The 25,335-nt window shown below is 59.1% G+C and carries 22 protein-coding genes and 2 pseudogenes; 11 read left to right on the top strand and 13 right to left on the bottom strand.

Features of this window, described 5'->3' with window-relative positions:
- Positions 1 to 216 precede the first annotated feature (216 nt).
- The 3 genes and pseudogenes from PSH88_RS13205 (at position 217) to PSH88_RS13195 (ending at position 2,759) form a co-directional block, all read left to right on the top strand.
- Positions 217 to 941: pseudogene (locus PSH88_RS13205) on the top strand (oligogalacturonate-specific porin KdgM family protein).
- 98 nt (positions 942 to 1,039) lie between these two features.
- Positions 1,040 to 1,881 (top strand): annotated as a pseudogene (locus PSH88_RS13200) (NAD-dependent epimerase/dehydratase family protein).
- Entirely contained in the window at positions 1,878 to 2,759 is an 882-nt protein-coding gene (locus PSH88_RS13195; RefSeq protein ID WP_305426577.1) for an SMP-30/gluconolactonase/LRE family protein, read from the top strand. Before PSH88_RS13200 ends, PSH88_RS13195 begins: the two are co-directional and overlap by 4 nt.
- Before the next feature lie 9 nt (positions 2,760 to 2,768).
- Here the strand turns inward: PSH88_RS13195 and PSH88_RS13190 are convergent, their stop codons facing one another.
- On the bottom strand, positions 2,769 to 3,524 hold the full coding sequence (locus tag PSH88_RS13190; RefSeq protein ID WP_305426576.1) for a FadR/GntR family transcriptional regulator: 756 nt from the start codon (positions 3,522 to 3,524) through the stop codon (positions 2,769 to 2,771).
- A gap of 783 nt (positions 3,525 to 4,307) precedes the next feature.
- Here PSH88_RS13190 and PSH88_RS13185 point away from each other — a divergent pair.
- The 3 genes from PSH88_RS13185 (at position 4,308) to PSH88_RS13175 (ending at position 6,373) form a co-directional block, all read left to right on the top strand.
- Positions 4,308 to 4,508 (top strand): hypothetical protein, encoded by a 201-nt coding sequence (locus tag PSH88_RS13185; protein WP_007895617.1) that lies wholly within the window; start codon positions 4,308 to 4,310, stop codon positions 4,506 to 4,508.
- Between the two features lie 98 nt (positions 4,509 to 4,606).
- On the top strand, positions 4,607 to 5,398 hold the full coding sequence (locus PSH88_RS13180) for an XRE family transcriptional regulator (RefSeq protein WP_305426575.1): 792 nt from the start codon (positions 4,607 to 4,609) through the stop codon (positions 5,396 to 5,398).
- 300 nt (positions 5,399 to 5,698) lie between these two features.
- Positions 5,699 to 6,373, top strand: a complete 675-nt coding sequence (locus PSH88_RS13175; RefSeq protein ID WP_305426574.1) for a polysaccharide lyase family 7 protein — start codon at positions 5,699 to 5,701, stop codon at positions 6,371 to 6,373.
- A 78-nt stretch (positions 6,374 to 6,451) separates the two neighbouring features.
- Here PSH88_RS13175 and PSH88_RS13170 read toward each other — a convergent pair whose 3' ends face one another.
- Positions 6,452 to 6,703 (bottom strand): DUF3079 domain-containing protein, encoded by a 252-nt coding sequence (locus tag PSH88_RS13170; RefSeq protein ID WP_305426573.1) that lies wholly within the window; start codon positions 6,701 to 6,703, stop codon positions 6,452 to 6,454.
- A gap of 157 nt (positions 6,704 to 6,860) precedes the next feature.
- Here PSH88_RS13170 and PSH88_RS13165 point away from each other — a divergent pair, with 157 nt between their 5' ends.
- The 5 genes from PSH88_RS13165 (at position 6,861) to PSH88_RS13145 (ending at position 10,412) form a co-directional block, all read left to right on the top strand.
- Entirely contained in the window at positions 6,861 to 7,217 is a 357-nt protein-coding gene (locus tag PSH88_RS13165; protein WP_305426572.1) for a hypothetical protein, read from the top strand.
- 87 nt (positions 7,218 to 7,304) lie between these two features.
- Positions 7,305 to 7,835 carry an iron transporter gene (locus PSH88_RS13160; protein WP_305426571.1) on the top strand — a complete coding sequence of 177 codons (531 nt, stop codon included), beginning with the start codon at positions 7,305 to 7,307 and terminating at the stop codon, positions 7,833 to 7,835.
- Positions 7,836 to 8,168 carry a cupredoxin domain-containing protein gene (locus PSH88_RS13155; protein ID WP_305426570.1) on the top strand — a complete coding sequence of 111 codons (333 nt, stop codon included), beginning with the start codon at positions 7,836 to 7,838 and terminating at the stop codon, positions 8,166 to 8,168.
- Positions 8,169 to 8,190: 22 nt separating this feature from the next.
- Positions 8,191 to 9,045, top strand: coding sequence for an FTR1 family iron permease (locus PSH88_RS13150; RefSeq protein ID WP_305426569.1), 855 nt, complete (start codon positions 8,191 to 8,193; stop codon positions 9,043 to 9,045).
- The gene (locus PSH88_RS13145; protein WP_305426568.1) at positions 9,033 to 10,412 is read left to right on the top strand and encodes a 4Fe-4S binding protein; all 1,380 of its coding nucleotides are present in this window, start codon (positions 9,033 to 9,035) and stop codon (positions 10,410 to 10,412) included. The genes PSH88_RS13150 and PSH88_RS13145 overlap by 13 nt, the downstream gene beginning before the upstream one ends.
- Before the next feature lie 16 nt (positions 10,413 to 10,428).
- On the opposite strand, the gene PSH88_RS13140 is transcribed toward PSH88_RS13145, so the two are convergent.
- From PSH88_RS13140 to PSH88_RS13090, 11 genes are all read right to left on the bottom strand, one after another.
- The gene (locus PSH88_RS13140; protein WP_305426567.1) at positions 10,429 to 11,124 is read right to left on the bottom strand and encodes an anaerobic ribonucleoside-triphosphate reductase activating protein; all 696 of its coding nucleotides are present in this window, start codon (positions 11,122 to 11,124) and stop codon (positions 10,429 to 10,431) included.
- Positions 11,121 to 11,288: an anaerobic ribonucleoside-triphosphate reductase gene (gene nrdD, locus PSH88_RS13135; protein ID WP_017338867.1), complete on the bottom strand. Its 168-nt coding sequence runs from the start codon at positions 11,286 to 11,288 to the stop codon at positions 11,121 to 11,123. Before nrdD ends, PSH88_RS13140 begins: the two co-directional genes overlap by 4 nt.
- Before the next feature lie 32 nt (positions 11,289 to 11,320).
- Positions 11,321 to 13,336: a ribonucleoside triphosphate reductase gene (locus PSH88_RS13130; RefSeq protein WP_305426566.1), complete on the bottom strand. Its 2,016-nt coding sequence runs from the start codon at positions 13,334 to 13,336 to the stop codon at positions 11,321 to 11,323.
- Positions 13,337 to 13,604: 268 nt separating this feature from the next.
- Complete coding sequence (gene moaA / locus PSH88_RS13125) at positions 13,605 to 14,597, bottom strand: GTP 3',8-cyclase MoaA (protein ID WP_305426565.1); 993 nt, start codon at positions 14,595 to 14,597, stop codon at positions 13,605 to 13,607.
- 23 nt (positions 14,598 to 14,620) lie between these two features.
- Positions 14,621 to 15,580, bottom strand: a complete 960-nt coding sequence (locus PSH88_RS13120) for a peptidylprolyl isomerase (protein WP_305426564.1) — start codon at positions 15,578 to 15,580, stop codon at positions 14,621 to 14,623.
- 10 nt (positions 15,581 to 15,590) lie between these two features.
- Positions 15,591 to 16,271 carry a respiratory nitrate reductase subunit gamma gene (gene narI / locus PSH88_RS13115; protein ID WP_305426563.1) on the bottom strand — a complete coding sequence of 227 codons (681 nt, stop codon included), beginning with the start codon at positions 16,269 to 16,271 and terminating at the stop codon, positions 15,591 to 15,593.
- A complete protein-coding gene (gene narJ / locus PSH88_RS13110; RefSeq protein ID WP_038982853.1) occupies positions 16,264 to 17,019 on the bottom strand; it encodes a nitrate reductase molybdenum cofactor assembly chaperone in 756 nt (251 codons plus the stop codon). The genes narI and narJ overlap by 8 nt, the downstream gene beginning before the upstream one ends.
- Before the next feature lie 2 nt (positions 17,020 to 17,021).
- On the bottom strand, positions 17,022 to 18,560 hold the full coding sequence (gene narH / locus PSH88_RS13105) for a nitrate reductase subunit beta (RefSeq protein ID WP_305426562.1): 1,539 nt from the start codon (positions 18,558 to 18,560) through the stop codon (positions 17,022 to 17,024).
- Position 18,561: 1 nt separating this feature from the next.
- Positions 18,562 to 22,335, bottom strand: a complete 3,774-nt coding sequence (locus PSH88_RS13100) for a nitrate reductase subunit alpha (protein WP_305426560.1) — start codon at positions 22,333 to 22,335, stop codon at positions 18,562 to 18,564.
- A 69-nt stretch (positions 22,336 to 22,404) separates the two neighbouring features.
- Positions 22,405 to 23,802: a NarK family nitrate/nitrite MFS transporter gene (locus PSH88_RS13095; RefSeq protein ID WP_305483545.1), complete on the bottom strand. Its 1,398-nt coding sequence runs from the start codon at positions 23,800 to 23,802 to the stop codon at positions 22,405 to 22,407.
- Positions 23,780 to 25,084, bottom strand: coding sequence for an MFS transporter (locus tag PSH88_RS13090; protein ID WP_305426559.1), 1,305 nt, complete (start codon positions 25,082 to 25,084; stop codon positions 23,780 to 23,782). The genes PSH88_RS13095 and PSH88_RS13090 overlap by 23 nt, the downstream gene beginning before the upstream one ends.
- Positions 25,085 to 25,335 lie beyond the last annotated feature (251 nt).

Below are 25,335 nucleotides of genomic sequence, written 5' to 3'. Positions count from 1 at the left end.
CCGTATTTAAAGACAACAAAGGAATAACAAGCCTCTTTGAAAGCCTATTCACATGGCACATGTGTAACAATATGTTTCCAAAGCAGCAATAACCCATAGACGAGTCATCTTGTCGTACGATAACGTATATCAGTGCCGCAAATGAGATCCTACGCAACACCATGCTGCTCGTAGTACACGTCAAACGACCCTAACAAAAACAAAAAAGAAGACCGTATGAACACCACCCTACGCACGCTCGTTACTGTCGCGACCCTCAGCCTGCCCTTCTGTGTCAGCGCTGACTCTGCCAGCATCAACTACCGCCACCAGTACACCGAGGACGACAGCGCCCACGCTGACCGAATCAAGTTCAACTACCGTCTGGACAGTGGACTGGGCTTTGAAGCGGAGATGAAATACCGCACGGCCGGTGACCGCAAAGATGTCGCCTACGACAACATGGTCAACAACGGCCATGAGTTCACAGTCAGCTACAACTACAAGCTCAGCGCGCAATCAACGCTGACCCCAGCCTTCCAGATGGACAGCTCGAAGGACTCGACCACTTACAAGTTCGGCCTCAAGTACAACTACAAAATCAACGATGCCTTCTACGTCGCCACGCGCTATCGCCTGGACGCCAAGAAACTGGATCGAGACCAAGTCAATGAAGACATGCCCGACCACATCAAGGATGACCAGACCACCAACCGCTTTGAAGGTTGGCTCGGGTATACACCGGCGAACAAGTGGGCCTACGAATATCAGTTCATCTATTTCAAGACCGACTACATCCGCTACGACAACAAGAAAGCGATTACGAACAGAACCTGATCGTCAAATACAAACTCACCAAGAAATGGGCGCCGTTCATGGAAATCGGCGACGTAAAAGTCGACTCCACCTCCCCCGATCGCCAGGCGCGCTGGCGCCTGGGTGTCCAGTACAACTTCATGTAAAAACTGGCCCGATGCTGCCTGGCGATCGCGCATCGTTCACCAGGCAATGTCAGGCCCCTAAACCGACACGCAACGATAGTTCAATGGAAGACCTGACCATGACCACGCAACCCGCTTCGCACAAACCCTTCAACCGCATTCTGCTGACAGGCGCCGCCGGCGGCCTGGGCCAGATCCTCAGAGAAACCCTGCAGGCTCACACCGAAATCGTCCGGGCCTCGGACATCAGCCCCATGACGCCCAGCCGTGGCCAACACGACGAAGTGATCAGCTGCAACCTGGCCGACAAGGCCGGAGTCGCGGCACTGGTCGAAGGCGTCGATGCCATCGTCCATCTGGGCGGAATTTCAGTGGAGCGGCCCTTCGAAGACATCCTCTCGGCAAATATTTGCGGCACCTTTCATATTTATGAGGCGGCGCGGCAACACGGGGTCAAGCGGATTGTTTTTGCCAGCTCCAACCACGTCACCGGTTTCTACCCGCAAGACGTCGAACTGGATGCTCACTCCCTGCGCCGACCGGATGGCTATTACGGTTTGTCCAAGGCTTACGGCGAGGACATGGCGACGTTTTACTTTCACCGCTATGGCATCGAAACGGTGAGCTTGCGGATCGGCTCATCGTTCCGGAACCGCGCAATCTGCGAATGCTCTCGACCTGGCTGAGTTATCCAGACCTGGAGCACCTGGTAGCGCGCGCCCTGCTGGCCAGCGATGTCGGACACAGCGTGGTGTACGGTGTTTCCAACAACCGTGATCAGTGGTGGAATAATCGCCATGCCACTCACCTGGGCTTTGCCCCGCAGGACAGCTCGGAAGTCTTTCGCGCGCAGATAGAGCAACAACCCAAGCCTGCCGCGGACGATCCCAACAGTCTGTTCCAAGGGGGAGCATTCACGGCTGCCGGGCCGTTCGGTGACCTGTCGGAAACACACCAATGAATGCCGAACTCATCGTCGACGCACGCAACGCAACGGGCGAAAGTCCGGTCTGGCAAGCTCAGGAGAATGCGTTGTATTGGGTGGATATTCCCACGGGGCGCTTGCACCGGTGGCAGCCAGACGGAAAGACTGACTGTTGGCAGGCGGACGAAATGCTCGCCTGCATCGCCCGTAGTCCGGCGGGTCATTGGCTGGGGGCGCAGGAAAGTGGAATGTTCAAGCTGGCGCCCCAGGCAGACAGTCGCCTGAGTGCAGAAAAACTCGTCGGCGTCGAACATGCCCGGCCACAGATGCGCTTCAACGATGGACGCTGCGACCGCCAGGGACGCTTTTGGGCCAGCACGATGCAGACCAACATGGGCGCCGACGCGGTCGGGACACTCTATCGCTACGATCCGGATACCCGTCAGCTTACTGCGCAAGTGGAAGGTCTGGTGGTGCCCAATGGTCTGGCCTTCAGCCCCGATGGCAGAACCCTGTACCTGTCCGACTCGCACTCAACCCGGCAGCACATCTGGGCGTTTGACTACGATATCGACAGCGGCACGCCACACAACCGTCGCCATTTCGTCGACATGAACGCCCACCCGGGTCGACCGGACGGCGCGGCTGTTGATTCGGAGGGCTGCTACTGGATCTGCGCGATTGATGCCGGCCTGGTGCTGCGTTTCACGCCCGAAGGAAAACTTGATCGCTCGCTGCCACTGCCGGTGAAGAAACCGACGATGTGTGCCTTTGGCGGCGCCCGACTCGACACGCTATTTGTCACTTCGATTCGCCCGCAAGGCATCGACCTCAGTGACCAGCCTTTAGCGGGCGGTGTGTTCGCCTTGAATCCAGGTGTTAAAGGTCTGCCAGAACCCATGGCACGAGCCTGAAGCCTGCGTTCAGCCGTTCAACGCCTCGGCTTCTGCGGCCTCATACGCGCGCCGCATCCGCTCGCGGCTGTTGGACAGGTGCAGGCGCATCGCAGCACGAGCGGCGTCGGCATCCCGACGGACAATCGCTTTATAGATGTCTTCATGCTCGCGGCTCAGACGCTCAAGGTAGGGTTCCTGATTGTCATTGACCACGCGTGTGGAATGCAGGCGCGTGCGCGGGAGGATGCTGACCCCAAGATGCAACATGATGTCAGTGAAATAGCGGTTACCCGTGGCCAACGCGATCTGCTGATGAAACTGGAAATCCGCGGACACCGCATACTCGACACTGACCGCTCTGGAGTTGAGGGCGTCCAGCGAGTCACGCATCAGTTGCAGTTGCTGGTCGGTACGGCGCACGCAGGCAAGACCGGCAGCCTCCACTTCCAGACTGATGCGCAGCTCAAGCACCGCCAATACATCCTGCAACGTGACAATGCTGGCCGGGTCGATTCGAAAACCGCTCGGGCTCGGGATGTCCCGAACAAACGTGCCGATGCCATGCCGGGTTTCCACCAGGCCTGCCGCTTGAAGACGCGATATAGCCTCACGCACTACCGTGCGACTGACACCATGCTCCTCCATGACCTGAGACTCAGTGGGCAGCTTTGTCGCACGGGCGAGCTCACCGCTGCAAATACGCCGGGAAAGTTCGGTCACCAACTCCTCCGCCAGACTTCGGTGCCTGCGGCGAACACTGGGTTGGATGTTCTGTTTGTCCATCAAAAACAAAAATCTCGGCTTTTCGAATGATTACGCATCATAGCTCATTCAGTTGTACGACAACTGCGTATCCCAATCAAACATCTTCCAGGTGTGCGGATTGCCATAGGGTCGATAGGTCATGGCATTGAAGGATTTCGCTACGCCCACATCGACGCTCTGAGCACGCAACGTATATTAGGTCGTTTGCATTCAACGCAGAGGGTTGCCGACTTTGACATGGTCCGGTTTGCATCGCTGATGATGGAAAACCGTGATGTGACTCACATCGCCTCCGCCATATTTGTAACGACAAAGCCCTGATTTTTCGGGGCTTTGTCGTTTCTGGCCTTTGGCGAAAATCTCGCCGCTCGACAGGCGTTCCATAACTATTATGGAAGTGTTCCAGAACTAACCCGCTTTTACCCTCCTCCGGCTTCCTGCCGACCGATACACAATCAAGCCTCCCTGCAATAACAAGACTGCGCATACAGAACACCATCGACCTCCTCCAGACCACTCAGCGTGAAGCCGAGCATTGCCATGCGGGTCAGTCGAGCATCCAGAAGTGGCCGAATCGGTGGCGCATGACCCGGCCAGGTGCCACCACACTGGAGACATGCCGTGCTTCCCACGAACCCAGCCGTCAACGCAACGCTTTTCAGCTGTGACGAGCACCCGGACGAGGGCTATTCCTCCAACATATCGAGGAGCAGCAGATCAGCATCATCGGACCACGTGTTATGGTGGGCGATGTATTCACGCTGAAGCTGATGAAGCAATGCCCTGAAGAAGGGTTGATCAATGCCAAAGAAACATCAGGAAAGCAAAGCAGCGACGGCTGCTGACATTGAGCGCTCTATCCAGGCGCTGAACAAAATGGCTGAACGCCTCTGGGGCGATGGTCGGGAGGCTGAGGCGAAAGCCCTCCTCGATGCCTTGGATGCGTTAAACAGGGCGCTCGATCGGATCAGGATTGGAGAGAGCCGCAGGGTACTTCATTGATTACCCACCCTTGATAGCAGCAGCGCTGCCCCCTCAAGCAACAAATTACCAGCAGCGCTACTTGCGTAAATATCAGCTCTGCAAATACTCTTGTCACCATGAAAACACGCCGCCCCCTTACCCCTGAAGAAGTCGCCGAAAGCATCAAGCTCAAGGCTATCTACGACCAGCGAAAGTCTGCTGCCAAAGCGGCTGGATCAAATCTCACTCAAGCGGATGTGGCTGAGGCCTGCGGATGGTCTGGCCAAAGCGCCTTCAGTCAGTACGCCACCGGCAAGGTTCCGCTAAACGTCGAGGCACTCCTGAAACTGGCAAAAGCCTTGGGCTTTAATGCCAGTGAAGTGAGCCCACGCCTGATGTCGACCGTTGCCAGCGTCCCGTCTTCCGAGCGTATCCAGCCAAGCGTATTGATGTCGGACATCCAGCCTTGGGATGACGACACTCCCCTGGATGACGATGAGGTCTACGTTCCCTTCTTGCGCGAAGTGGAACTGGCGGCCGGATCAGGCAGTTTCGTGATTGAGGAAAGCGACACTGCCCAGCTGCGCTTTTTCAAGAAGGACCTTCGCCATAACGGCGTTCAGTTCAGCAACGCGAAGTGCGTGGCTGTCAGCGGCAACAGCATGTTGCCAGTGCTGCGTGACGGCGCAACCGTAGGCATCAACGTCGGCAAGAGCTCACTGGGCGATATCGTTGACGGTGATATGTACGCCATCAACCACAACGGTCAGCTACGTGTGAAGCAGGTTTACCGACTACCGACGGGCCTCCGCCTGCGCAGCTTCAATCGCGACGAGCATCCGGATGAGGACTACACCTTTGCCGAGATCCAGGAACAGCAAATCGTGATCCTGGGCCATGTGTTCTGGTGGGGGATGTTTGCCCGCTGATTGACCGCATAAGGCATTTGAATAGTCGGCGACCCGACTTCAGGCGCAACTCGACACTCTGTAGAACGCGCTCATCGATTAGAAGCCCGCCAAGCGCGGGTTTTTTTGTGCCTTTCAAAAAAATTATTAGCAGTGCTATTTACTTTAAATAGCAGCACTGCTACTTTTATTTGCAAGCCAAGACAACAACGAAAGCATCACTTCTGCCCATTCATCGAGTGGGCAGTGGGATGTAGGCCTACATCAAACGCAAGGCTCAACTGAGCAAAGGGTGACATCAAATGAAATAGGGAAATGACCATGACCGTAGACATCAGCAACTACACAATCGCTACACCGCTTCCCATCTCCGACACCAACCCCATCGCGCTTGAACTCATCGGCTGGCGAGCACTGCTTGAATGCCCGGAAGTCGTTTCGATGCTTCCAGACGGCTCGCTGCAAATGACGGCGCCGACGCTCGGCGCTTCGAGCAAAAGCACGCACCGCACTCGCTGCGAGTGGAAGGAGCCAGGTTATTGGCTATTCGCCAGCGCTGCCGACCACTGGAATCGACAAGAAATGCGGCTGACGAAAGTCAACTCGCTGCAGAAGGTCGTGATCGGTCAGATTCATGTGCAGGGTTCAGAGCGACCACCGGTAAAAGTGTTTTGGAACAAAGGCCGAATCACCATGGGGTTCCGGTCGAGTTATCTTCAAGAAAATCCGGTGAACACGACGGTTCTGGAAAACGTGCCGCTCGGAGCACTTTTCAAAATCAACATTCACGCCAATTCGAATGGCGCGGTCTCCGTTTCGGCGAGCTGTAACGGCGTCAAATCGACCTCCGCAATCATGCGCCTCGACAACACCTGGGACACGAAAACGCTGGCCTTCCATGGCGGCGTGTACAACCAGATCGATTACTCCGACACCACCGACCCCGAAGACGGTTCGGTGTGCATCATCAGCGACCTTTCCATCACCCACGCCTGATATTAAATCGGGACCTGCAGGAGCCAGGCTTGCCGGCGAAGACGTCCTTAAGAGCGCCTTCGCCGGCAAGCCTGGCTCCTAAGAAAAGCGGTTTACTCGCAACGCATCATCGGGCAGTGATTGGAAGTCATCCACCACCTTGTCTGTAGCAATGACCGCATCAAGGCCCCAGTCGCCCGGCAGGTGCCAATCCTCTCCAAACATCTCCGCCGGATGCATCGTCCGTTCGGAACCATTGCCGCACGCCAGGGCCTTGGCCGGACAATACAGGTCGCATCCCCAACAGATCCGCTCGGGGTGCTTGGGGTTAACGGGGAAGTTCTTGGCCATGCCGATCTCCAATCATTGAGTGGCTTTTTCCAACCTACAGCCCTTGTTCAATGCCAGCCTTGATACATATCAAGAATCGACATCCAGCGACTTCCCTCCCCCATCGCGATCCTGCAGCTAAGCTTCTAACGGCTGAACAGACTTGGAGACGTCGCTCATGCTCAATAAAAACCCTTTCCCAAGCATTGGGGCACCAGATCATCCAACCCTGTCGACATGGGACGAAAACGCCGCAACATCCATCGATGGCGACGCGTTTACCGCCCCGCCCGCCTTGACCAACGCCGAACTGGTTCACTTGCGTGTCCGCGTGATTGCCTTGGAAAACCTGGTCATCGCGCTGCTGGCAGAAGGCTCGGAACGTCAGCTCGCCATTGCCCGGGAAATGGCCGATTACATTTCCCCCAGACCCGGTTTTACCCAGCATCCCTTGACCGTTCATGCGGCGGCACAGATGACCCACAGCGTCGAACGGGCCCAGCGATTTCGTCAACGTGACGAGCCATCGGTTTAATTGCTCAAAACTTGATAACAATCATTATTGTTCGCAGCAAAGCTTCCTAGACTCGGGTTCCTACTCGTCAGTGCTCAGGAAGCTATTATGCGTAACCCTTTTTCGCTATCACTCGCCCTGCTCTTGCTCACACCACTGGCTCACGCCAAGGAATACCCGATCGGGGAACCACAGTTGTGTCCCGGGCTGGAAGTCGGGGCGGTGTATTTGCAGCCAATCGAAATGGCACCTGCGGGGATGATGCGCGCCACCGCGGATTCCGACGTCCACCTGGAAGCTGATATCCGGGCCACAGCAGACAATCGACAGGGCTTTCAGGAGGGGAGCTTCGTCCCCTATCTGAATGTCTCTTTCAACCTGAAAAAACACGGCAACGACCCCGAGATCAAAGGCGATTTCCATGCCATGGTGGCCAATGACGGTCCGCACTATGGCGACAATGTGAAGCTGCTTGGCCCCGGTAAATATCAGCTGACATTCACCGTCCTGCCACCCGGCGGTCATGGCTCCCTCGGGCGCCATACCGATAAGGAAACCGGTGTCGCCCCCTGGTTCGAACGCTGCGAACTGCACTACGAATTCATCTACGCCGGCATCGGTAAAAAAGGCGGGTATTGAATGAAGCGCCTGCATCTTGCCTGGCTGATGGTGGCCGGAGCAGTTGCGCCGTTGACGGCCCATGCCGAGTTGCCGAGCTTTGAGCTGATCCTGCGCGATGGCCATTTCACGCCTGCCTTGCTGGAGGTGCCGGCCGGACAGCGCTTCAAGATCGTTCTGAAGAACGTCGGCCAAGGGCCGGCCGAGTTCGAGAGCACGCCGTTGCGGGTTGAAAAAGTCCTGTCGCCAGGGGTAACGACCTTCGTGGTCATTCACCCCCTGAGGCCCGGTCACTACCCCTTTTTCGACGAGTTCAATCCGCAATTGCCCGAAGGCGGCATCCTCGCGAAATAACCTGTTAGCGCACGGAGCTTCCATGAATCAATCAATGTTCATCGTCTGGCGCGAAAGCGTCGAGGCGTTGCTGGTGATCGGTATTCTCCAGGCCTGGGCCAGCCAGCAAGGCCAAGGTAATCGTCTGGTCAAATACCTGTGGGCGGGTGTGGTGCTGGGATTGATGCTATCAGGCCTGCTGGCGGTGTTGATTCTGTTTGCCGGTGAGGCCATGAGCGGGTCGGCCAGTGAATGGTTCCAGGCCGCACTCGCGCTGGTTGCCAGCCTGTTGATGGTGCAGATGGTCGGCTGGATGCACCGTCACGGGCGCAGCCTCAACCACGATTTGCGACGACACGCCGATAGCCACCTGGCCCGACAAGGTGGCGCAGGTCTGTTACTGCTGGCAATGCTCGCAATCAGCCGCGAAGGCAGCGAAACGGTGGTCTTTCTCTATGGCGCCGGTGCCCGGCTGCGAGGTCCGCAGCTCGGTTTGTTTGCCGTCGGCGGCGTATTGGGGCTGGTGCTGTCGGCGCTGACCATTACGCTGCTGCACAGCAGTCGCCGATTCATTTCATGGCAACGATTTTTTGTCATCAGCGAAGTCATCTTGCTCATGCTTGGCGCGGCGTTGTTGGTCAGCGGCACCGAGCGAATCGGCGGCCAACTGCTCGCCCTGGATGTACCGGACGTGGTTTACCGCATCGTTGGCGAAGCGCTTTGGGACAGCAGCACGTTGCTGAACGACAGCCATGGATTGGGTGGCTTTCTTGCAGGGTTCGCCGGTTATCGGGCAAGCCCCAGTGGCCTGACCTTGTTGGTGTGGATCGGTTATTGGCTGGCCGTCGGCGGCTGGCTACGGCAACGGACTGCGGAAAGCCTGCCATGCCCGACCTGAGCCGGCGCAATCGATGGCTCCAACGACTGGGCGATGGGATGCGTCGCCATGCGCCCGTCATCCGTGGGGTGCAGTGGGCTGTTGTCGTGTTTTACGCGGTGCTGTTGGTGGCCCCGGCGCTGTTGCCGCTACCGGACAGCCAGGCACGGATACTCGACAACCTGACCTTGCTCGCGCAGTTTCTATTCTGGGGGATCTGGTGGCCGTTCGTGTTGCTGTCGATGGTGTTTTTCGGCCGACTCTGGTGTGGCGTTCTGTGCCCGGAAGGCTCGCTCAGCGAATGGGCCAGCCATTACGGCAAAGGCCTGGGCGTGCCGCGCTGGTTGCGCTGGGGCGGCTGGCCGACATTGGCGTTCTGCCTGACGACCCTCTACGGCCAGTTGATCAGCGTCTATGACTACGCCCAGGCCGCGCTGTTGATTCTGGGCGGTTCCACTGTCGCGGCGGTCATCGTCGGGTTGTTGTTCGCCCGGGGCAAGCGAGTCTGGTGCCGTTACCTGTGCCCGGTCAGCGGTGTTTTCGCCCTGCTCGCAAGGCTGGCCCCTGTGCACTTTCAGGTCGACGAACAACGCTGGCTAGAAAATGCCGCACCACGCCTGCCGCCGCCCAACTGCGCTCCCCTGCTCGATATCCGCCGCCTGCAAGGCGCCAGTGATTGCCACGCCTGCGGACGCTGCAGCGGGCAACGCGGTGCCGTTCAACTGATCGCCCGCTCCAGCAATCAGGAGATTCTTCACGCGACGGCGCAGACCCTGTCCCCATGGGATACACGTTTGCTGCTATTCGGCGTGATCGGCTTGGCGATGGGTGCATTTCAGTGGACGGTCAGCCCATGGTTTATTGCCCTCAAACAATCCCTGGCGCAGTGGCTGGTCGAACACGACCAACTCTGGGCCCTGCAGGACAACGCCCCCTGGTGGCTGCTGACCCATTACCCGCAGCTCAACGACAGCTTCAGTTGGCTCGACGGTTTCAGCATCGTCGCTTACCTGAGTTTGAGTTCGATCGTGCTCGGCACGGCGTTGATGCTGCTCCTGCGCCTGACGGCCCGACTGGCGCGGGATCGCACTCTGTATTGGCCCCTGGCGCTGACACTCACGCCCCTGGGGGGTGCCGGCCTGTTCCTCGGGCTGTCGGCCACCACCGTCAAACTACTGCGTTATGAAGGGCTGCTGCTGGAGTGGGTGCAACCGGCCAGGGCCTGTCTGTTATTGGCCGCGATGGGCTGGAGCCTGCTTCTGGGTTGGAAACGGCTGAGCCGCGAAGGTCTTTCCCAGGTGCGACGCGGGTCCGCCATCGCTTGCCTGATCCTGGCCGAAGGCATGGTGGGATTCGGCTGGTGGTTGCAATTCTGGGGCTGGGCTTGAGTTCCCCCAGCCCCCGTTACCCCCGCAACACGAAGGCTGGAAACAACTCGCGCATGGCCTCCCATAACTCTGGCAGCAACGCTTGTGCGGAAACGCTCGGCAACAGCGGATCGAACATCCGCTCGGTGCGAACCAGTTGCACGGCGAAGCGTTTGACGCCAAGCGCATTCAAACGTTTGGCCAGGATCAGTAGACGCGCCGGCTCGAACAGATGCCAATGCACGGTGGTGCGACATTCATAGTCGACACCACTGGCCAGCAGATGCTCGAGGCTGCGCCAGTTGGCGGCCCCACTGCCCTCGACCCGGGTGATGGCCTGGCAATCCTCGGGCAACGCCTTGACGTCGAAACCGACCCAATCCGCCCCGGTCAATGCCTTGGCAAATGCAGCAGGCTTGATCCCGGCGCTGTGCAAGCCGATGCGAAATCCCATGTCCCGCACTTCGTCCATGGCCCCGAGCAAGCCGTCCTGCAGAGTCGGCTCACCGCCGCTGAACACCACGGCATCGAGCAGGTCCTGACGACGTTGCAGAAACGCCAATACCCGCCGCCAATCCACTTCCTCACTGCCACGAGGGGGAATCAGCTGCGGGTTATGACAATAACGACAACGCCAGGCGCAACCCTGGCAAAACAGCACGCAGGCAAGCTGTCCCGGATAGTCGATAGTGGTCAGGGGCACCATGCCCCCGACCCGAAGCATTCGACTCATTGGCGCCCGGCCAGTGCCGCGCTTTCAGTGAAGTGCACCCGCTCACGGTGCTCCGACTGTTTCCCCGGATTGAACGCCGACACAGGACGGTGATAGCCCATCACCCGGGTCCAGACTTCGCAGCGTTGACGTTGAGCCTGGGGCAGTGTTTGCGATGCAGTCATGGTGAAGCTCCTTGCGGTTGAGTGGATCGAAATCAATGAACAGCGGCGGCTTTCTGCTCTTGCAGCAGCAGGACCTCGTCGCATTTGGGGCAGAACTCATGCTCGCCATCGAGGTAGCCGTGCACCGGGCAGATCGAGAACGTCGGGGTCACGGTCAGGTACGGCAGGCGGAAACGCCCAAGGGCCTTGCGCACCAATTGCTTGCAGGCTTGGGTCGATGAAATCCGCTCGGCCATGTACAGGTGCAGGACCGTGCCGCCGGTGTATTTGCATTGCAGTTCGTCTTGAAGTTCCAGGGCCTCGAAAGGGTCTTCGGTGTAGCCCACGGGCAGTTGCGAGGAGTTGGTGTAATACGGCGCCTGCACACTGCCGGCCTGGAGAATGTCGGGATAGCGCTTGAGGTCTTCCTTGGCGAAGCGGTAAGTGGTGCCTTCTGCCGGTGTCGCTTCCAGGTTGTAGAGATGGCCGGTTTCTTCCTGGAAACGCAGCAACGTGGCGCGTACATGGTCCAGCATGTTCAGGGCAAACTTGCGGCCCTGCTCGGTGTGCATGCCCTCCTCGTCGCCGGTGAAATTGCGCAGCATTTCGTGCAGGCCGTTGAGGCCGATGGTGGAGAAATGGTTGCGCAAGGTGCCCAGGTAACGCTTGGTGTAAGGGTACAAACCGGCGTCCATGTGGTGCTGAATGACTTTGCGCTTGACCTCCAGGCTCTCCATCGCCAGTTCCATCAGCGCATCCAGGCGCTGTAACAAACCACTGGTGTTGCCCTTGAACACATAGCCCAGGCGGGCGCAGTTGATGGTCACCACGCCGAGCGACCCGGTCTGTTCCGCCGAGCCGAACAAACCGCCGCCGCGCTTGAGCAACTCGCGCACATCCAGCTGTAACCGGCAGCACATTGAGCGAACTTGATTGGGCTGCAGGTCCGAATTGAGGAAGTTCTGGAAGTAGGGCAAACCGTAACGCGCCGTCATCTCGAACAGACGGTCGGCGTTTTCACTGTCCCACGGAAAATCATGGGTGATGTTGTAGGTCGGGATCGGAAAGGTGAACACTCGCCCTTTCGCATCGCCCGCCTGCATCACCTCGATGTAGGCGCGGTTGAGCAGGTCCATTTCGACTTGCAGGTCACCATAGGCGAACGGCATTTCCTCCCCGCCGATGACGGGTATCTGCTCACGCAAATCCTGCGGGCAAACCCAGTCGAAGGTCAGGTTGGTGAACGGCGTCTGGGTGCCCCAGCGCGAGGGTACGTTGAGGTTGTAGATGAACTCCTGGATCGCCTGGCGTACCTCCTGATAACTCAGCTGGTCTTTGCGCACATAGGGCGCCAGGTAGGTGTCGAACGAGCTGAATGCCTGAGCACCGGCCCATTCGTTTTGCAGGGTGCCGAGGAAATTCACCATTTGCCCCAAGGCGCTGCTCAAGTGCTTCGGCGGACCGGCTTCGACACGCCCCGGCACACCGTTGAGCCCTTCGTGCAACAGTGTGCGCAGCGACCAGCCGGCGCAGTAGCCGGCGAGCATGTCCAGGTCGTGCACATGCAAATCCGCCTTGCGGTGGGCCTGGCCGATGGCCTCGCTGTACACCTCGTCCAGCCAGTAATTGGCAGTGACCTTGCCCGACACGTTCAACACCAGCCCGCCCAGTGAGTAGCCCTGATTGGCATTGGCCTGAACCCGCCAGTCTTCACGGTCCAGGTATTCGTTCATCGAGGTCGCCACTTCGACCATGGTCCGGCGGTCGCGACGCAAGCGCCCGTGTTGTTCGCGGTAGACGATGTAGGCGCGCATGGCGAAGAAAAAACCGGCGTCCATCAATACCCGTTCGACACGATCCTGGATCTGCTCGACATGCAGCCTTGGCAGTCCGTCCAGCCTAGCGAGTACCGCCTGAAGCAAACCTTCAACCTCAACCTCGGTGTACTCCCCGGTCGCCTTGCCGGCAGCGATCAACGCCTGACGGATCTTGTCCGCATCGAAGGCAACCAGACTGCCATCGCGCTTGTGCAAGCGGTTACATCCTACTGAGATCAGCGTGCTCTGCATTCGGCCTCCAGATACTACATATAGATGTTTATTGACAAACAAACACAACATGCAGTGAAGACTACGGACAAAGGGCTGATCTGCAATTGATCGATATCAAGATTTGGCGGTGAAAAAATACGTTGGTCAGCGAGGATCAAATGTGGGAGTGGGCTTGCCCGCGATGGCGTCGTGTCAGGCGACATCTATGTCGGATGAGAAATCGCCATCGCGGGCAAGCCCGCTCCCACATTGGATTTTCTGTGTTTTGTAAACCGTGCAGATCAGCTCAACCGCCACTCATGTTCATGAACCGTACTATCTGCACCTCCCCTTCCGGACTGAAATCGTGGCGTAACGGCTTGCCGCGCAGAGCCTTCTGCACCGCGTTGATCAGCGGCTGATCATCCAGCGGATAACGCCGCAACAATCCTCTCAAATCCAGCGCGTCCTCCTGCCCCAGACACAGCAACAGTTTCCCTTCAACAGTCATCCGCACCCGATTACAGCTGCCACAGAAGTTGTGGCTGTTGGGTGAAATGAAACCGATCCGGGTATCGGGATGGCGTTCCAGGCGCACATAGCGCGCCGGTCCACCGCTGTTTTCAGTGCTATCGAGTAAGCGATGTTGGCTGGCGATCAACGCCCGCACCTCGTCGCTGGAACAAAACGATTCGCCCCGGGAACGCCCGACGTCGCCCAAGGGCATTTCTTCGATGAAACTGATGTCGATGCGTTGATCGATGGCGTATTGCACCAACGCCAGGACTTCATCGAAGTTGCGCCCTTTCATCACCACGCAGTTGAGTTTGACTCGCTCAAACCCCGCGTCCCGCGCCGCCTCAATGCCGCCCAGCACTTGATCGAGATCGCCGATACGGGTGATCGCGCGAAACTTCTGCCCGTCCAGGCTATCGAGGCTGATGTTCATCCGCTTGACCCCCGCCTCCGCCAACGGCCGGGCCAGACGGCCCAGTTGCGAGCCGTTGCTGGTCATCACCAGTTCGCGCAAACCGGGCAGCGCGGCGATGTTGCGGCACAGTTCGACAATGCCCGGACGAATCAGCGGTTCGCCGCCGGTCAGGCGGATTTTGCGTACGCCCAACCCGACGAACAGCGTTGCCAGACGCTGCAACTCTTCCAGCGTGAGCACCTGCTGGCGCGGCAGGAAGGTCATGTTTTTTGCCATGCAATACACACAGCGAAAATCGCACCGGTCCGTCACCGACATCCGCAGATAATCAATCTGCCGTCCAAAGCCATCCTGCATTACAGCGTTCATCACATCTCCCGGTTTGCCTTGGGTCACTGCACCAGCGGTGAGTCGGCGCCCTGCAAGTGGATGCCACGAATATCCGCCGCACCGATCAGGGTTTGCAGGTACTGCACCAGGGCTTTTTGCCAGACGCCTTGCTGCAACTGCGTGCGAATCGCCGTCGATACCACTTCATAGGGCAACGGCATGCCTTCGATCCGCTGATCGACACTGACCACATGCCAGCCGTAGCGACTTTCCAGCGGTTTGCTGGCCAGGCCCGGCGCCAGAGTGAACAGCTGACGTTCCAGTTCAGGCACGGTCTGGCCCTTGCTGATCTGCCCTAAAGAACCACCCTGAGCCTTCGACGGGCAGGCCGAATACTTCACGGCCAGCTCGGCGAAACTGCCGGGAAAGTCTTCCAGACGTTGCAGCAGAACTTCCGCCTGATCATGCGCAACGGCGCGCGCCTCGACATCATCCGGCGCGCATTCGAGCAGGATGTGCCGAACCGCCAGCAACGGTGCGCTGTGGAAACGCCCGCGATTGTTTTCGTAGTAGCGCAGGCTGGTTTCCTCGTCGCACTGAGGCACGTGCACCTCGCGTTCGAGCAACAAGCGCGTGGCCGCTTCTTCTTCGTTCTCGCCAGCGCCAATCTCCATCGACACACCGAGTTCGGCAATGCGCTGCTGCAGCAACTCGCGGATCACCAGCGCCCGGGCGGCCAGGTACACCGCTTCCTCGCGGCTTTCGGCCGGGTGATATTGCAGCTCCTGGGCCATCGCTTCCGGCGTGATCGACACCTCGTTGACGCTGATGATCGGCCACTCCTGTTCGCTGCTGGCGATCAACTGCGCCGGGGCGTCATCGGCAGCGGCCGGCTCAACCGGGAGTGCTTCAAACTGCGCCTGTGCGACCGGCGCGATATCGAGAACGTCCTCGGCTTTTTTGGAAGACCCGCAGCCACCGCTGCCGCCGTTACCACCACCACATCCACATCCACCTGACATGATTGTCTCCTCAGTACTTCTGACGAACGATTTGATAACGACGCCCCAAGTACCAGACCGGTGCGCTGATCATGTGTACGAGACGGGTGAAGGGGAACAGCACAAACAGGGTCAAACCGAGAAACACGTGCAGCTTGTAGGTCAGCCCGACCGGCGCGATAGCCGCCGCCGCTTCCATCGGCCGCAACAGCACGGTGTTCTGCGCCCAGTCAGCGAGCATCACCATCACCGAGCCGTCCATATGCGCGGTGGACGCGGCAATCGTCAGCAGACCGAGCAGTAACTGCGCCAGCAGCACCAGCAAAATCAGGATGTCCGAAGGGCTGGAGGTGGCACGTACCCGAGGATCGGTGAGCCGCCGATTGACCAGCATCAGCAAGCCAATGAGGCACAACAGTCCGAAGAACCCGCCGGAGACCATCGCCAGCAACTGCTTGTTCTCAGTGCTGATCACGTGGTGATAAACCGACGCCGGGGTCAGCAGGCCGACGAAGTGCCCGGCCAGCACGAACAACACACCGATGTGAAAGAGGTTGCTCGCCACGCGCATGCCGCGCTGGTTGAGCATCTGGCTCGAACCTGCCTTCCAGCTGTATTGCGACAGGTCGAAGCGGGCCCAACTGCCGATCAGGCAGATCGCCAAAGCGACATAGGGATAGATCCCGAACAACAACAGATTCCATTTAGACATTACCGACCTCCTTGGCTGGCGCGGCGGCCAACCCTTCATGCTGAAAATCCACCCAGTGCAACGGCACCGCGCTTTCTTCCCGAGCCTTGCCCGGTGCGCTTGGCAGTCCACTGCAACGGTCCTGCTGTTCGGCCTGGAGAAAGTCCACGGCCTCCTCTTCCCAGATCTTGTCGAGGGCTTCGAGGGAGTCATCCCGCGGTTCCGCCGCCACCTGCGCTCGCAGGTCGGCGACCGCCTGATGCGGTTCGGCCCCGGCGATTTGCAGCAGCGCGCGGAAGCAACTGGCATAGGCGCTTTCGCGCTCTTCCAGACGTGCGGCGAGCAAGGCCAGCAAGTGCGAAACATCCGCCAGGCCCTCGCGGGCCTCGATGTCTTCGCGGGTGGAAAGGAACTCCAGGTACAGCGGGATATAGTCCGGCAGCTCTTTGACGCCGATGGCAAAACCGGCTTCTTCGTATTGCGCCATCATGTCGACCATGGCTTGGCCACGGTCACGGGATTCGCCGTGCACATGTTCGAACAGCAGCAATGACAGCGAGCGACCCCGGCCGAACAGCGCACCGTAGTGCTCCTGCCCGTCCATCAAGTCATTGGCGCAGATCAGCTCCAGCAATTCGAACAACGCGCCGCGTTGCTTGGGGCTGATTTCCCGGGACTGGATAATCGCCTGCTCCAGTTCGTCGCGACCGCCAATCAGCGTCTCGGTCGGGTAATCGAGCAGCAGCGAAATCACTTTGAGAATTTGCATGCTCATTCCTCCCACAACTGGACGGTTTTCAGGATGTCGCGGCGGTTGGCTTTCTTCGCACCGAACATGTTGGTATCGGAGCTGCCGCTGCAGCCGCTGCCGAAACTGAAGCCGCAACCGGAGCGCTCGGCAAAGGCGTCACTCATGGCGTCTTCACGGTGCGCGCTCGGTACCACAAAGCGGTCTTCATAGTTGGCAATCGCCAGGTAGCGATACATCTCCTCGACCTGGGCCACACTCAAGCCGACATCCTTGAGCACTTGCAGGTCCTGAATGCCATCGACTTGCTCGGAACGTTTGTAGGCACGCATCGCCAGCAAACGTTTAAGCGCACGCTTGACCGGTTTTTCATCGCCGGCGGTCAACAGGTTGGCCAGGTACTTCAGTGGAATACGCAGGCTGTCGACGTCCGGGATCACCCCGTTCATGCCCACGGTGCCGGCAGTGGCGGCGTTCTGGATCGGCGACAGCGGCGGTACGTACCAGACCATTGGCAAGGTGCGGTATTCCGGGTGCAACGGCAGTGCGAGTTTCCAGTCCACGGCCATTTTGTAGACCGGCGAACGCTGGGCTGAATCGATCACCGACTGCGGTACGCCATCGGCCAGGGCCTGACGGATCACTGCCGGGTCATTCGGATCGAGGAAGATCTCCAGCTGTTTCTCGTACAGGTCCTGCTCATTGGCGGTGCTTGCCACTTCGCTGATGCGGTCGGCGTCATACAGCAGCACTCCGAGATAACGGATGCGCCCGACGCAGGTTTCCGCGCAAACAGTCGGCATCCCGGCTTCGATCCGCGGGTAGCAGAAGATGCATTTCTCGGACTTGCCGCTCTTCCAGTTGAAATAGATTTTCTTGTACGGGCAGCCGCTGATGCACATCCGCCAGCCACGGCATTTTTCCTGGTCGATCAGGACAATCCCGTCTTCTTCACGCTTGTAGATCGCCCCGCTCGGGCACGACGCCGCGCAGGTCGGGTTGAGGCAGTGCTCGCACAGGCGCGGCAAATACATCATGAACGTGTTTTCGTATTCGCCGTAAATGTCCGCCTGAATCTTGTCGAAGTTCTTGTCCTTGCGGCGCTTGGCGAATTCGGTGCCGAGGATTTCTTCCCAGTTCGGGCCCCACTCGATTTTTTCCATGCGCTTGCCGGAGATCAGCGAGCGCGGACGTGCCGTCGGCTGATGCTCGCCCAGTGGCGCGGTGTGCAGGTGCTGATAGTCGAAGTCGAAGGGTTCGTAGTAATCGTCGAGGCTCGGCAGATCCGGGTTGGCGAAAATGTTCGCCAACACGCGAAATTTACCGCCGATGCGCGGGTTGATCGTGCCGTTGGCGTTGCGGATCCAGCCGCCCTTCCACTTGTCCTGGTTTTCCCATTCTTTCGGGTAGCCGATCCCGGGTTTCGATTCGACGTTGTTGAACCAGGCGTATTCCATGCCTTCGCGGCTGGTCCAGACGTTTTTGCAGGTGATTGAACAGGTGTGGCAACCGATGCACTTGTCCAGGTTCAGAACCATGCCGATTTGTGAGCGAATCTTCATCTCAGTTCTCCTCGATATCGGTCGGCAGTGGACGTGGCAGGTCATCGCCACTTGAACCATCGAGCCAGTCGACTTTGGACATTTTGCGCACCACGACGAACTCATCGCGGTTGCAACCGACCGTGCCGTAATAGTTGAAACCGTAGGCCTGCTGGGCATAGCCGCCGATCATGTGAGTCGGCTTGAGCACCACGCGGGTGACCGAGTTGTGGTGCCCGCCACGGGTCTTGGTGGTTTCCGAACCTGGCACGTTCACGATCCGTTCCTGTGCGTGGTACATCATCACCATGCCGTCCTTGACGCGCTGGCTGACCACCGCCCGGGCGGTCAGTGCACCGTTGACGTTGAAGCATTCGATCCAGTCGTTGTCCTCGATGCCGGCGCGTTTCGCGTCGTTCTCCGAGAGCCACACAATCGGCCCGCCACGGCTGAGGGTCAGCATCAGCAGGTTGTCGCTGTAGGTACTGTGGATGCCCCATTTCTGGTGCGGGGTGATCCAGTTCAGGACGATTTCGATCTCGCCGTTGCTGCGCTTGCCTTTCACCCCTTCGATGGTGCGGGTGTTGACGGGCGGGCGATAACTCATCAGTTGCTCGCCGAACGCCTGCATCCACGGGTGATCCTGATAGAACTGCTGGCGACCGGTGATGGTGCGCCATGGGATCCCTTCGTGAACGTTGGTGTAGCCGGCGTTGTAGCTGACGTGATCATCTTCGAGACCCGACCAGGTCGGGCTGGAAATGATCTTGCGCGGCTGTGCCTGAATGTCGCGGAAACGGATCGCCTCGTGTTCCTTGGACAGCGCCAGGTGGCTGTGATCGATGCCAGTGAATTCCGACAACGCAGCCCAGGCCTTGACGGCGACGTGGCCATTGGTTTCCGGCGCCAGGGACAGAATCACTTCGGCGGCATCGATCGCCGTGTCGATTTTCGGCCGACCCTGGCTGATACCGGCACTGCCTTCTTTGTGATTGAGTTCACCGAGGAATTTCACTTCGGCGTCGGTGTTCCAGTTGATGCCCTTGCCGCCGTTGCCGTGTTTTTCCAGCAATGGCCCGAGGGACGAGAACTGTTTGTAGATGTTCGGGTAGTCACGCTCGACCACATGCAGATTGGGTGCGTTCTTGCCCGGCACCGGAGCCACGCCGTCGCTTTTCCAGTCGGTGCCGCCAAACGGTTGGGCCAGTTCGCCGACGCTGTCGTGCATCAGCGGGATGGTCACCAGGTCCTTTTCAACGCCCAGGTGCCCTTCGGACATGCTGGAAAACGCCTTGGCGATGCCTTTGTAGATTTCCCAGTCGGAACGCGATTCCCATGCCGGGTCGATCGCTGCCGACAGCGGGTGAATGAACGGGTGCATGTCCGAGGTGTTCATGTCGTCTTTTTCGTACCAGGTTGCGGTCGGCAACACGATGTCGGAATAGACGCAGGTCGAGGACATGCGGAAGTCCAGCGTGGTGACCAGATCGAGCTTGCCGATGGCGCCCTCGTCCACCCATTCGGCTTCTTCGGGTTTGCAGTCGCCGACCTGGCCGATGTCTTCGTTCATCACCCCGTTCTTGGTGCCGAGCAGGTACTTGAGCATGTACTCGTGGCCCTTGCCCGAGGAGCCCAACAGGTTGGAGCGCCAGATGAACATGTTGCGCGGGAAGTTCACCGGGCTGTCCGGCTGTTCGCAGGAGAAGCGCAGCGAACGGTCCTGCAGCGACTTGACCACGTAGTCTTTCGGGTCCATGCCGGCCGCAGCCGCATCGCGGCAAATGTGCAAAGGGTTAGTGTTGAGTTGCGGTGCGCTGGGCAACCAGCCGGCACGTTCGGCGCGGATGTTGTAGTCCAGGGCATGCTCGGGGAATTGCGATTTATCGGCCAGCGGCGAGAGCACGTCATGCATGCTCATCTTCTCGTGGCGCCATTGCGAACTATGGGCGTAGAAGAAGCTGGTGCCGTTCATTTGGCGAGGCGGACGGTTCCAGTCCAGGCCGAACGCCAGTGGCAGCCAGCCGCATTGCGGACGCAGTTTTTCCTGGCCGACGTAGTGCGCCCAACCGCCACCGGTCTGGCCGACACACCCGCAGAGCATGAGCATGTTGATCAGCCCGCGGTAGTTCATGTCCATGTGGTACCAGTGGTTCATCGCCGCGCCGACGATGATCATCGAACGCCCCTTGGTCTTGTCGGCGTTGTCGGCGAACTCACGGGCAATCTGGATGGCTTTCTCGCGGCTGACGCCGGTGATCTGCTCCTGCCAGGCGGGGGTGCCGGGCACGCTGGCGTCGTCGTAATCCTTGGCCACGTTAGCGCCGCCGAGGCCGCGATCAATCGCCAGGTTGGCTGCCGACAGGTCGAACACGGTGGCGACTTTGGCCACGCTGCCGTCCGCCAGCACCACGTTGTGCACCGGCACGCGGCGGTATTGCACCGCATCGCCGGCCACGTGCTGGAAGTGCTCGTGGGACTCGCCGGCAAAATACGGGAACGCCACTTCGGCCACGTCATCACCGATCAGGCTCAGCTTCAGATCGATCTCACGGCCTTCGCCGCCTTCACGCGGGAGAATGTTCCACTTGCCCTTCTCGCCCCAGCGATAACCGATGGAGCCTTGAGGGGAAACCAGTTCGCCGCTGACATCCAGCGCGATGGTTTTCCATTCCGGGTTGTTTTCCTGGCCGAGGTTGTCGGTCAAGTCGCTGGCGCGCAGGAAGCGGTCCGGCTGGTAACCGGCGCCCGGTGCCTGGTCGACCATTTGCTTGAGCAGCACCAGCACCGGCAAATCGGTGAAGCGCTTGGCGTAGTCAGTGAAATAAGCGCTCGGTTTGTCCAGGTGGAATTCTTTGAAGATCACATGGTTGAACGCCTGGGCCAGCGCCGCGTCGGTGCCTTGCTTAGGGTTCAGCCACAGGTCGGTGAGCTTGGCGACTTCCGAGTAGTCCGGGGTGATTGCCACAGTCTTGGTACCCTTGTAGCGGACTTCGGTAAAGAAGTGCGCGTCGGGGGTACGGGTCTGCGGGACGTTGGAACCCCAGGCAATGATGTAGTTGGAGTTGTACCAGTCGGCCGATTCCGGCACGTCGGTCTGCTCGCCCCAGACCATCGGCGAGGCCGGTGGCAAGTCGCAGTACCAGTCGTAGAAGCTCAGGCAGGCGCCGCCGATCAGCGACAGATAACGCGAACCGGCCGCATAGCTGACCATCGACATGGCCGGGATCGGCGAGAAGCCGACGATCCGGTCCGGGCCGTATTGCTTGATGGTGTAGACGTTGGCCGCGGCGATGATCTCGTTGACTTCTTCCCAGTTGGAACGAATGAAGCCACCCATGCCGCGCTTGCTTTTATAGGAGTCGGCCTTGACCTTGTCCTCGACAATGCTGGCCCAGGCTTCGACCGGCGCCATGGTTTGCCGCGCATCACGCCAGAGCTTGAGCAACGGCTTGCGGATTTTCGGGTATTTGAGACGGTTGGCGCTGTAGATGTACCAGCTGTAACTGGCACCACGCGGGCAGCCACGGGGCTCATGGTTCGGCAGATCGTTACGGGTACGCGGGTAGTCGGTCTGCTGGGTTTCCCAGGTGATCAGGCCGTTCTTGACGTAGATTTTCCACGAGCAGGAGCCGGTGCAGTTCACCCCATGGGTGGAGCGCACGATCTTGTCGTACTGCCAGCGCGAACGGTAGACGTTCTCCCAGTCGCGAGACTCTTTGCGGGTCTCGCCATGACCGTCGGAAAACTCGTTTTGCTTGCGATTAAAAAACCGCAATTGATCCAGTAAATGACTCACGGTGTAGTCCTCTCAGGCTTTGTCGCGGAGTCTGTGCCCCGCCCACGCAATGGTTGAATTCGGCTCGATTCAGCAGGGTGTCGCGGCGCCTTTGCGCGCGTACCACCACCAAGTCACCACGATGCAGCTCAGGTAAAAGCCGACGAACATGTAGAAGGCCATCTCCGGGCCGCCGGTCAGGGCCATCGAAGAGCCGAAGGATTTGGGAATGAAGAACGCACCGAAGGCGCCCATGGCCGAACTGAAGCCCAGGACCGCAGCTGATTCTTTGCCGGCATCCTTGAGCGCTTGTTCGCGTACTGCCGGTGGTTTTCCGGCCGAGGCTTTTTCATGTTGGGTGCGGAAGATCACCGGGATCATGCGGAAGGTGGAGCCGTTGCCGACGCCGGTGGTGATGAACAGCAGCATGAACAGGCCGAGGAAGCCGTAGAAGTTGCCGCCGGTACCGTTCTGCGGCAAAAAGTGCATCACGCCGAAGACCATCGCGATCATCGCCACGAAGTTCCACAAGGTCACTTTCGCGCCGCCAAGCTTGTCCGCCAGCCAGCCGCCCAATGGACGAACCAGCGCACCCACCAATGGGCCGAGGAAGGCAAACTTCAAGGCGATGACATCCGGAAAGGAGGTTTTGATCAGCAGCGGAAACGCAGCGGAAAAACCGATGAATGAACCGAAGGTCGCCAGGTACAACCAGCACATCAGCCAGTTGTGTTTGCGTTTGAAGATCACCGCCTGTTCGCTGAAAGAAGCGCGAGCACTGGACAGGTCATTCATGCAGAACCAGGCCAGCACCGTCACCAGGACAATGAACGGCACCCAGATGAAACCGGCGTTCTGCAACCACAACTGACCACCGTCCGGCAGTGCTTGCGGCGAGCCGCCCATGAAGCCGAACACACCGAAGGTAATCACCAGCGGCACACAGAACTGCATCACCGAAACGCCCAGATTACCCAGGCCGGCATTGAGGCCCAGGGCCGTGCCCTGCTGGGACTTGGGATAGAAGAAGCTGATGTTGGACATGCTCGAGGCAAAGTTGCCGCCACCAAAACCGCAGAGCAAGGCAATCAACACGAACACGCTGTACGAAGTGCTCGGGTCCTGCACGGCGAAGCCCATCCAGATCGATGGCAACAACAGCGACGCGGTGCTCAGGGCGGTCCAGCGACGGCCACCGAAGATCGGCACCATAAAGGAATAGAAGACGCGCAAGGTCGCGCCGGACAGCCCCGGCAACGCCGCCAGCCAGAACAGTTGGTCGGTGGTGAAGCTGAAGCCGATGGCGTTCAAACGCACGATCACCGTGCTCCAGACCATCCACACCGCAAAGGCCAACAGCAGCGCAGGAATGGAAATCCACAAGTTGCGCGTGGCGGTCTGTTTGCCGCTACTTCCCCAGAACGCGGGGTCCTCGGGGCGCCAGTCATGAATGACCGGGCCTTTGTCAGGCTTTTGCAGAACGGACATGTTCTTCTCCTAGGGCAATGCTGGAAATCGGGGACGGGGTCAGCAGCGGCGCTTTACCCAGCACCGGGCTTTTGCGTATTTCGCTGAAGTACATCCAGGTGAGGGAGACCCAGACCACGCCGTACATCAACATGAAGCAGGAAGAGCGCACGCCGGTGAGGTCCACCAGGGCGCCGAACAGGATCGGCAGCACAAAACCGCCCAGGCCGCCGGCGAGGCCGACGATGCCGGACACCGCGCCCATGTTTTTCGGGTAGTCATTGGCGATGTATTTGAAGACTGAGGCCTTGCCGAACGCGAAGGCGATGCCCATGACGAACAGCAGCACGGTGAACAGCGCAGGATTGAGGCCGATGTGGAAATCCACCGGGCCGTTGATGGTCTGCACTTGCAGTTGGGTCTGGGGATACGAGAGCAGGAACAGGCAGATCCAGCTGACCCACAACACCCACCAGGTCACGCTTTGCGCACCCCAGCGATCCGACATCCAGCCGCCGACGGCACGCAGCACACCACCGGGCAGGGAAAAACAGGCCGCCAGCAGCGCCGCGCTTTGCAGGCTGAAACCGTATTCCTGCACGTAGTATTTGGTCATCCACAGGGCCAGGGCCACGTAGCCACCGAAGACAATCGAGTAGTACTGGCAGTAACGCCACACCGCAGGGTCTTTCAGCGAGCGCAGTTGCTCACGCAGACTGGCGCCGGTGGCACTGCGGTGGTCCTTGTTCTCGGCACTGAGAAACCAGAACAGCAACGCGGTAATAAAGAGAATCGCGCTAAAGACTTTCGGCACCAGCTGCCAACTGCCGGCAGCGATCAGTGCCGGGGCGAGAAACTTGGTCACCGCGGCCCCGGCGTTACCAGCGCCGAAGATGCCCATCGCAAAGCCCTGGTTCTCCTTGTCGAACCATTTGGCGACGTAGGCAATCCCGACCGAGAACGAGCCGCCGGCCAGGCCGACGAACAAGCCCAGCACCAAAAACTGCCAATAGGCGGTGGCGTGGCTGATCAAGTACAGCGGTGCGACGCAGGTCAGCATCAGCAGGAAGAACACACTGCGCCCGCCAAAACGGTCGGTCAGCAACCCCAGCGGCAAACGCACCAGCGAGCCGGTCAGCACCGGGGTCGCGGCCAGCAGGCCGAACTGGGTTTCGTTGAGCTGGAGCAATTCCTTGATCGGCACCCCGAGCACGGCAAACATCATCCAGACCATGAAGCACACAGTGAAGGCCAGCGTGCTCATGCCCAGCACCAAGCCTTGTCGTACATGCGGTTGGGTCACAAATGCTCTCCCGTCAGTTAGCCATGGCGGCAGACTAGTGAGGCCAACCCCGCAAAAACTTGACCCATGTCAACGAAGCCCAAGGGGGCATAAGCCTATGCTTGTACTGCCTACCTCTAAGGAGGTAGTGCATAAAAACCCTAAAAGCCTTTATTTATCAGCTTGTTAAGGGTTTTAACCGACGCTTTTTCTGACAAGGAACTGTCGCCAACTCTTTAGAGGTAGCGCGCCCGGGATCGGCGGCAAACCCC

The organism is Pseudomonas wuhanensis (genome assembly GCF_030687395.1).
Classification (GTDB): Bacteria; Pseudomonadota; Gammaproteobacteria; order Pseudomonadales; family Pseudomonadaceae; genus Aquipseudomonas; species Aquipseudomonas wuhanensis.
The sequence above is the reverse complement of the archived record's forward strand: the minus strand, read 5'-3'. Positions and strand labels throughout refer to the sequence as shown.

Coding starts and splice junctions, on each gene's coding strand:
- PSH88_RS13165 (WP_305426572.1), top strand. CDS start 6,861: ATGCTCAATAAAAACCCTTTCCCAAGCATTGGGGCACCAGATCATCCA.
- nrdD (WP_017338867.1), bottom strand. CDS start 11,288: ATGACTGCATCGCAAACACTGCCCCAGGCTCAACGTCAACGCTGCGAA.
- PSH88_RS13150 (WP_305426569.1), top strand. CDS start 8,191: ATGAATCAATCAATGTTCATCGTCTGGCGCGAAAGCGTCGAGGCGTTG.
- PSH88_RS13095 (WP_305483545.1), bottom strand. CDS start 23,802: ATGTCCGTTCTGCAAAAGCCTGACAAAGGCCCGGTCATTCATGACTGG.
- moaA (WP_305426565.1), bottom strand. CDS start 14,597: ATGAACGCTGTAATGCAGGATGGCTTTGGACGGCAGATTGATTATCTG.
- PSH88_RS13155 (WP_305426570.1), top strand. CDS start 7,836: ATGAAGCGCCTGCATCTTGCCTGGCTGATGGTGGCCGGAGCAGTTGCG.
- PSH88_RS13180 (WP_305426575.1), top strand. CDS start 4,607: ATGAAAACACGCCGCCCCCTTACCCCTGAAGAAGTCGCCGAAAGCATC.
- PSH88_RS13195 (WP_305426577.1), top strand. CDS start 1,878: ATGAATGCCGAACTCATCGTCGACGCACGCAACGCAACGGGCGAAAGT.
- PSH88_RS13185 (WP_007895617.1), top strand. CDS start 4,308: ATGCCAAAGAAACATCAGGAAAGCAAAGCAGCGACGGCTGCTGACATT.
- narH (WP_305426562.1), bottom strand. CDS start 18,560: ATGAAGATTCGCTCACAAATCGGCATGGTTCTGAACCTGGACAAGTGC.
- PSH88_RS13140 (WP_305426567.1), bottom strand. CDS start 11,124: ATGAGTCGAATGCTTCGGGTCGGGGGCATGGTGCCCCTGACCACTATC.
- PSH88_RS13175 (WP_305426574.1), top strand. CDS start 5,699: ATGACCGTAGACATCAGCAACTACACAATCGCTACACCGCTTCCCATC.
- PSH88_RS13190 (WP_305426576.1), bottom strand. CDS start 3,524: ATGGACAAACAGAACATCCAACCCAGTGTTCGCCGCAGGCACCGAAGT.
- narJ (WP_038982853.1), bottom strand. CDS start 17,019: ATGCAAATTCTCAAAGTGATTTCGCTGCTGCTCGATTACCCGACCGAG.
- PSH88_RS13160 (WP_305426571.1), top strand. CDS start 7,305: ATGCGTAACCCTTTTTCGCTATCACTCGCCCTGCTCTTGCTCACACCA.
- narI (WP_305426563.1), bottom strand. CDS start 16,271: ATGTCTAAATGGAATCTGTTGTTGTTCGGGATCTATCCCTATGTCGCT.
- PSH88_RS13145 (WP_305426568.1), top strand. CDS start 9,033: ATGCCCGACCTGAGCCGGCGCAATCGATGGCTCCAACGACTGGGCGAT.
- PSH88_RS13130 (WP_305426566.1), bottom strand. CDS start 13,336: ATGCAGAGCACGCTGATCTCAGTAGGATGTAACCGCTTGCACAAGCGC.
- PSH88_RS13170 (WP_305426573.1), bottom strand. CDS start 6,703: ATGGCCAAGAACTTCCCCGTTAACCCCAAGCACCCCGAGCGGATCTGT.
- PSH88_RS13120 (WP_305426564.1), bottom strand. CDS start 15,580: ATGTCAGGTGGATGTGGATGTGGTGGTGGTAACGGCGGCAGCGGTGGC.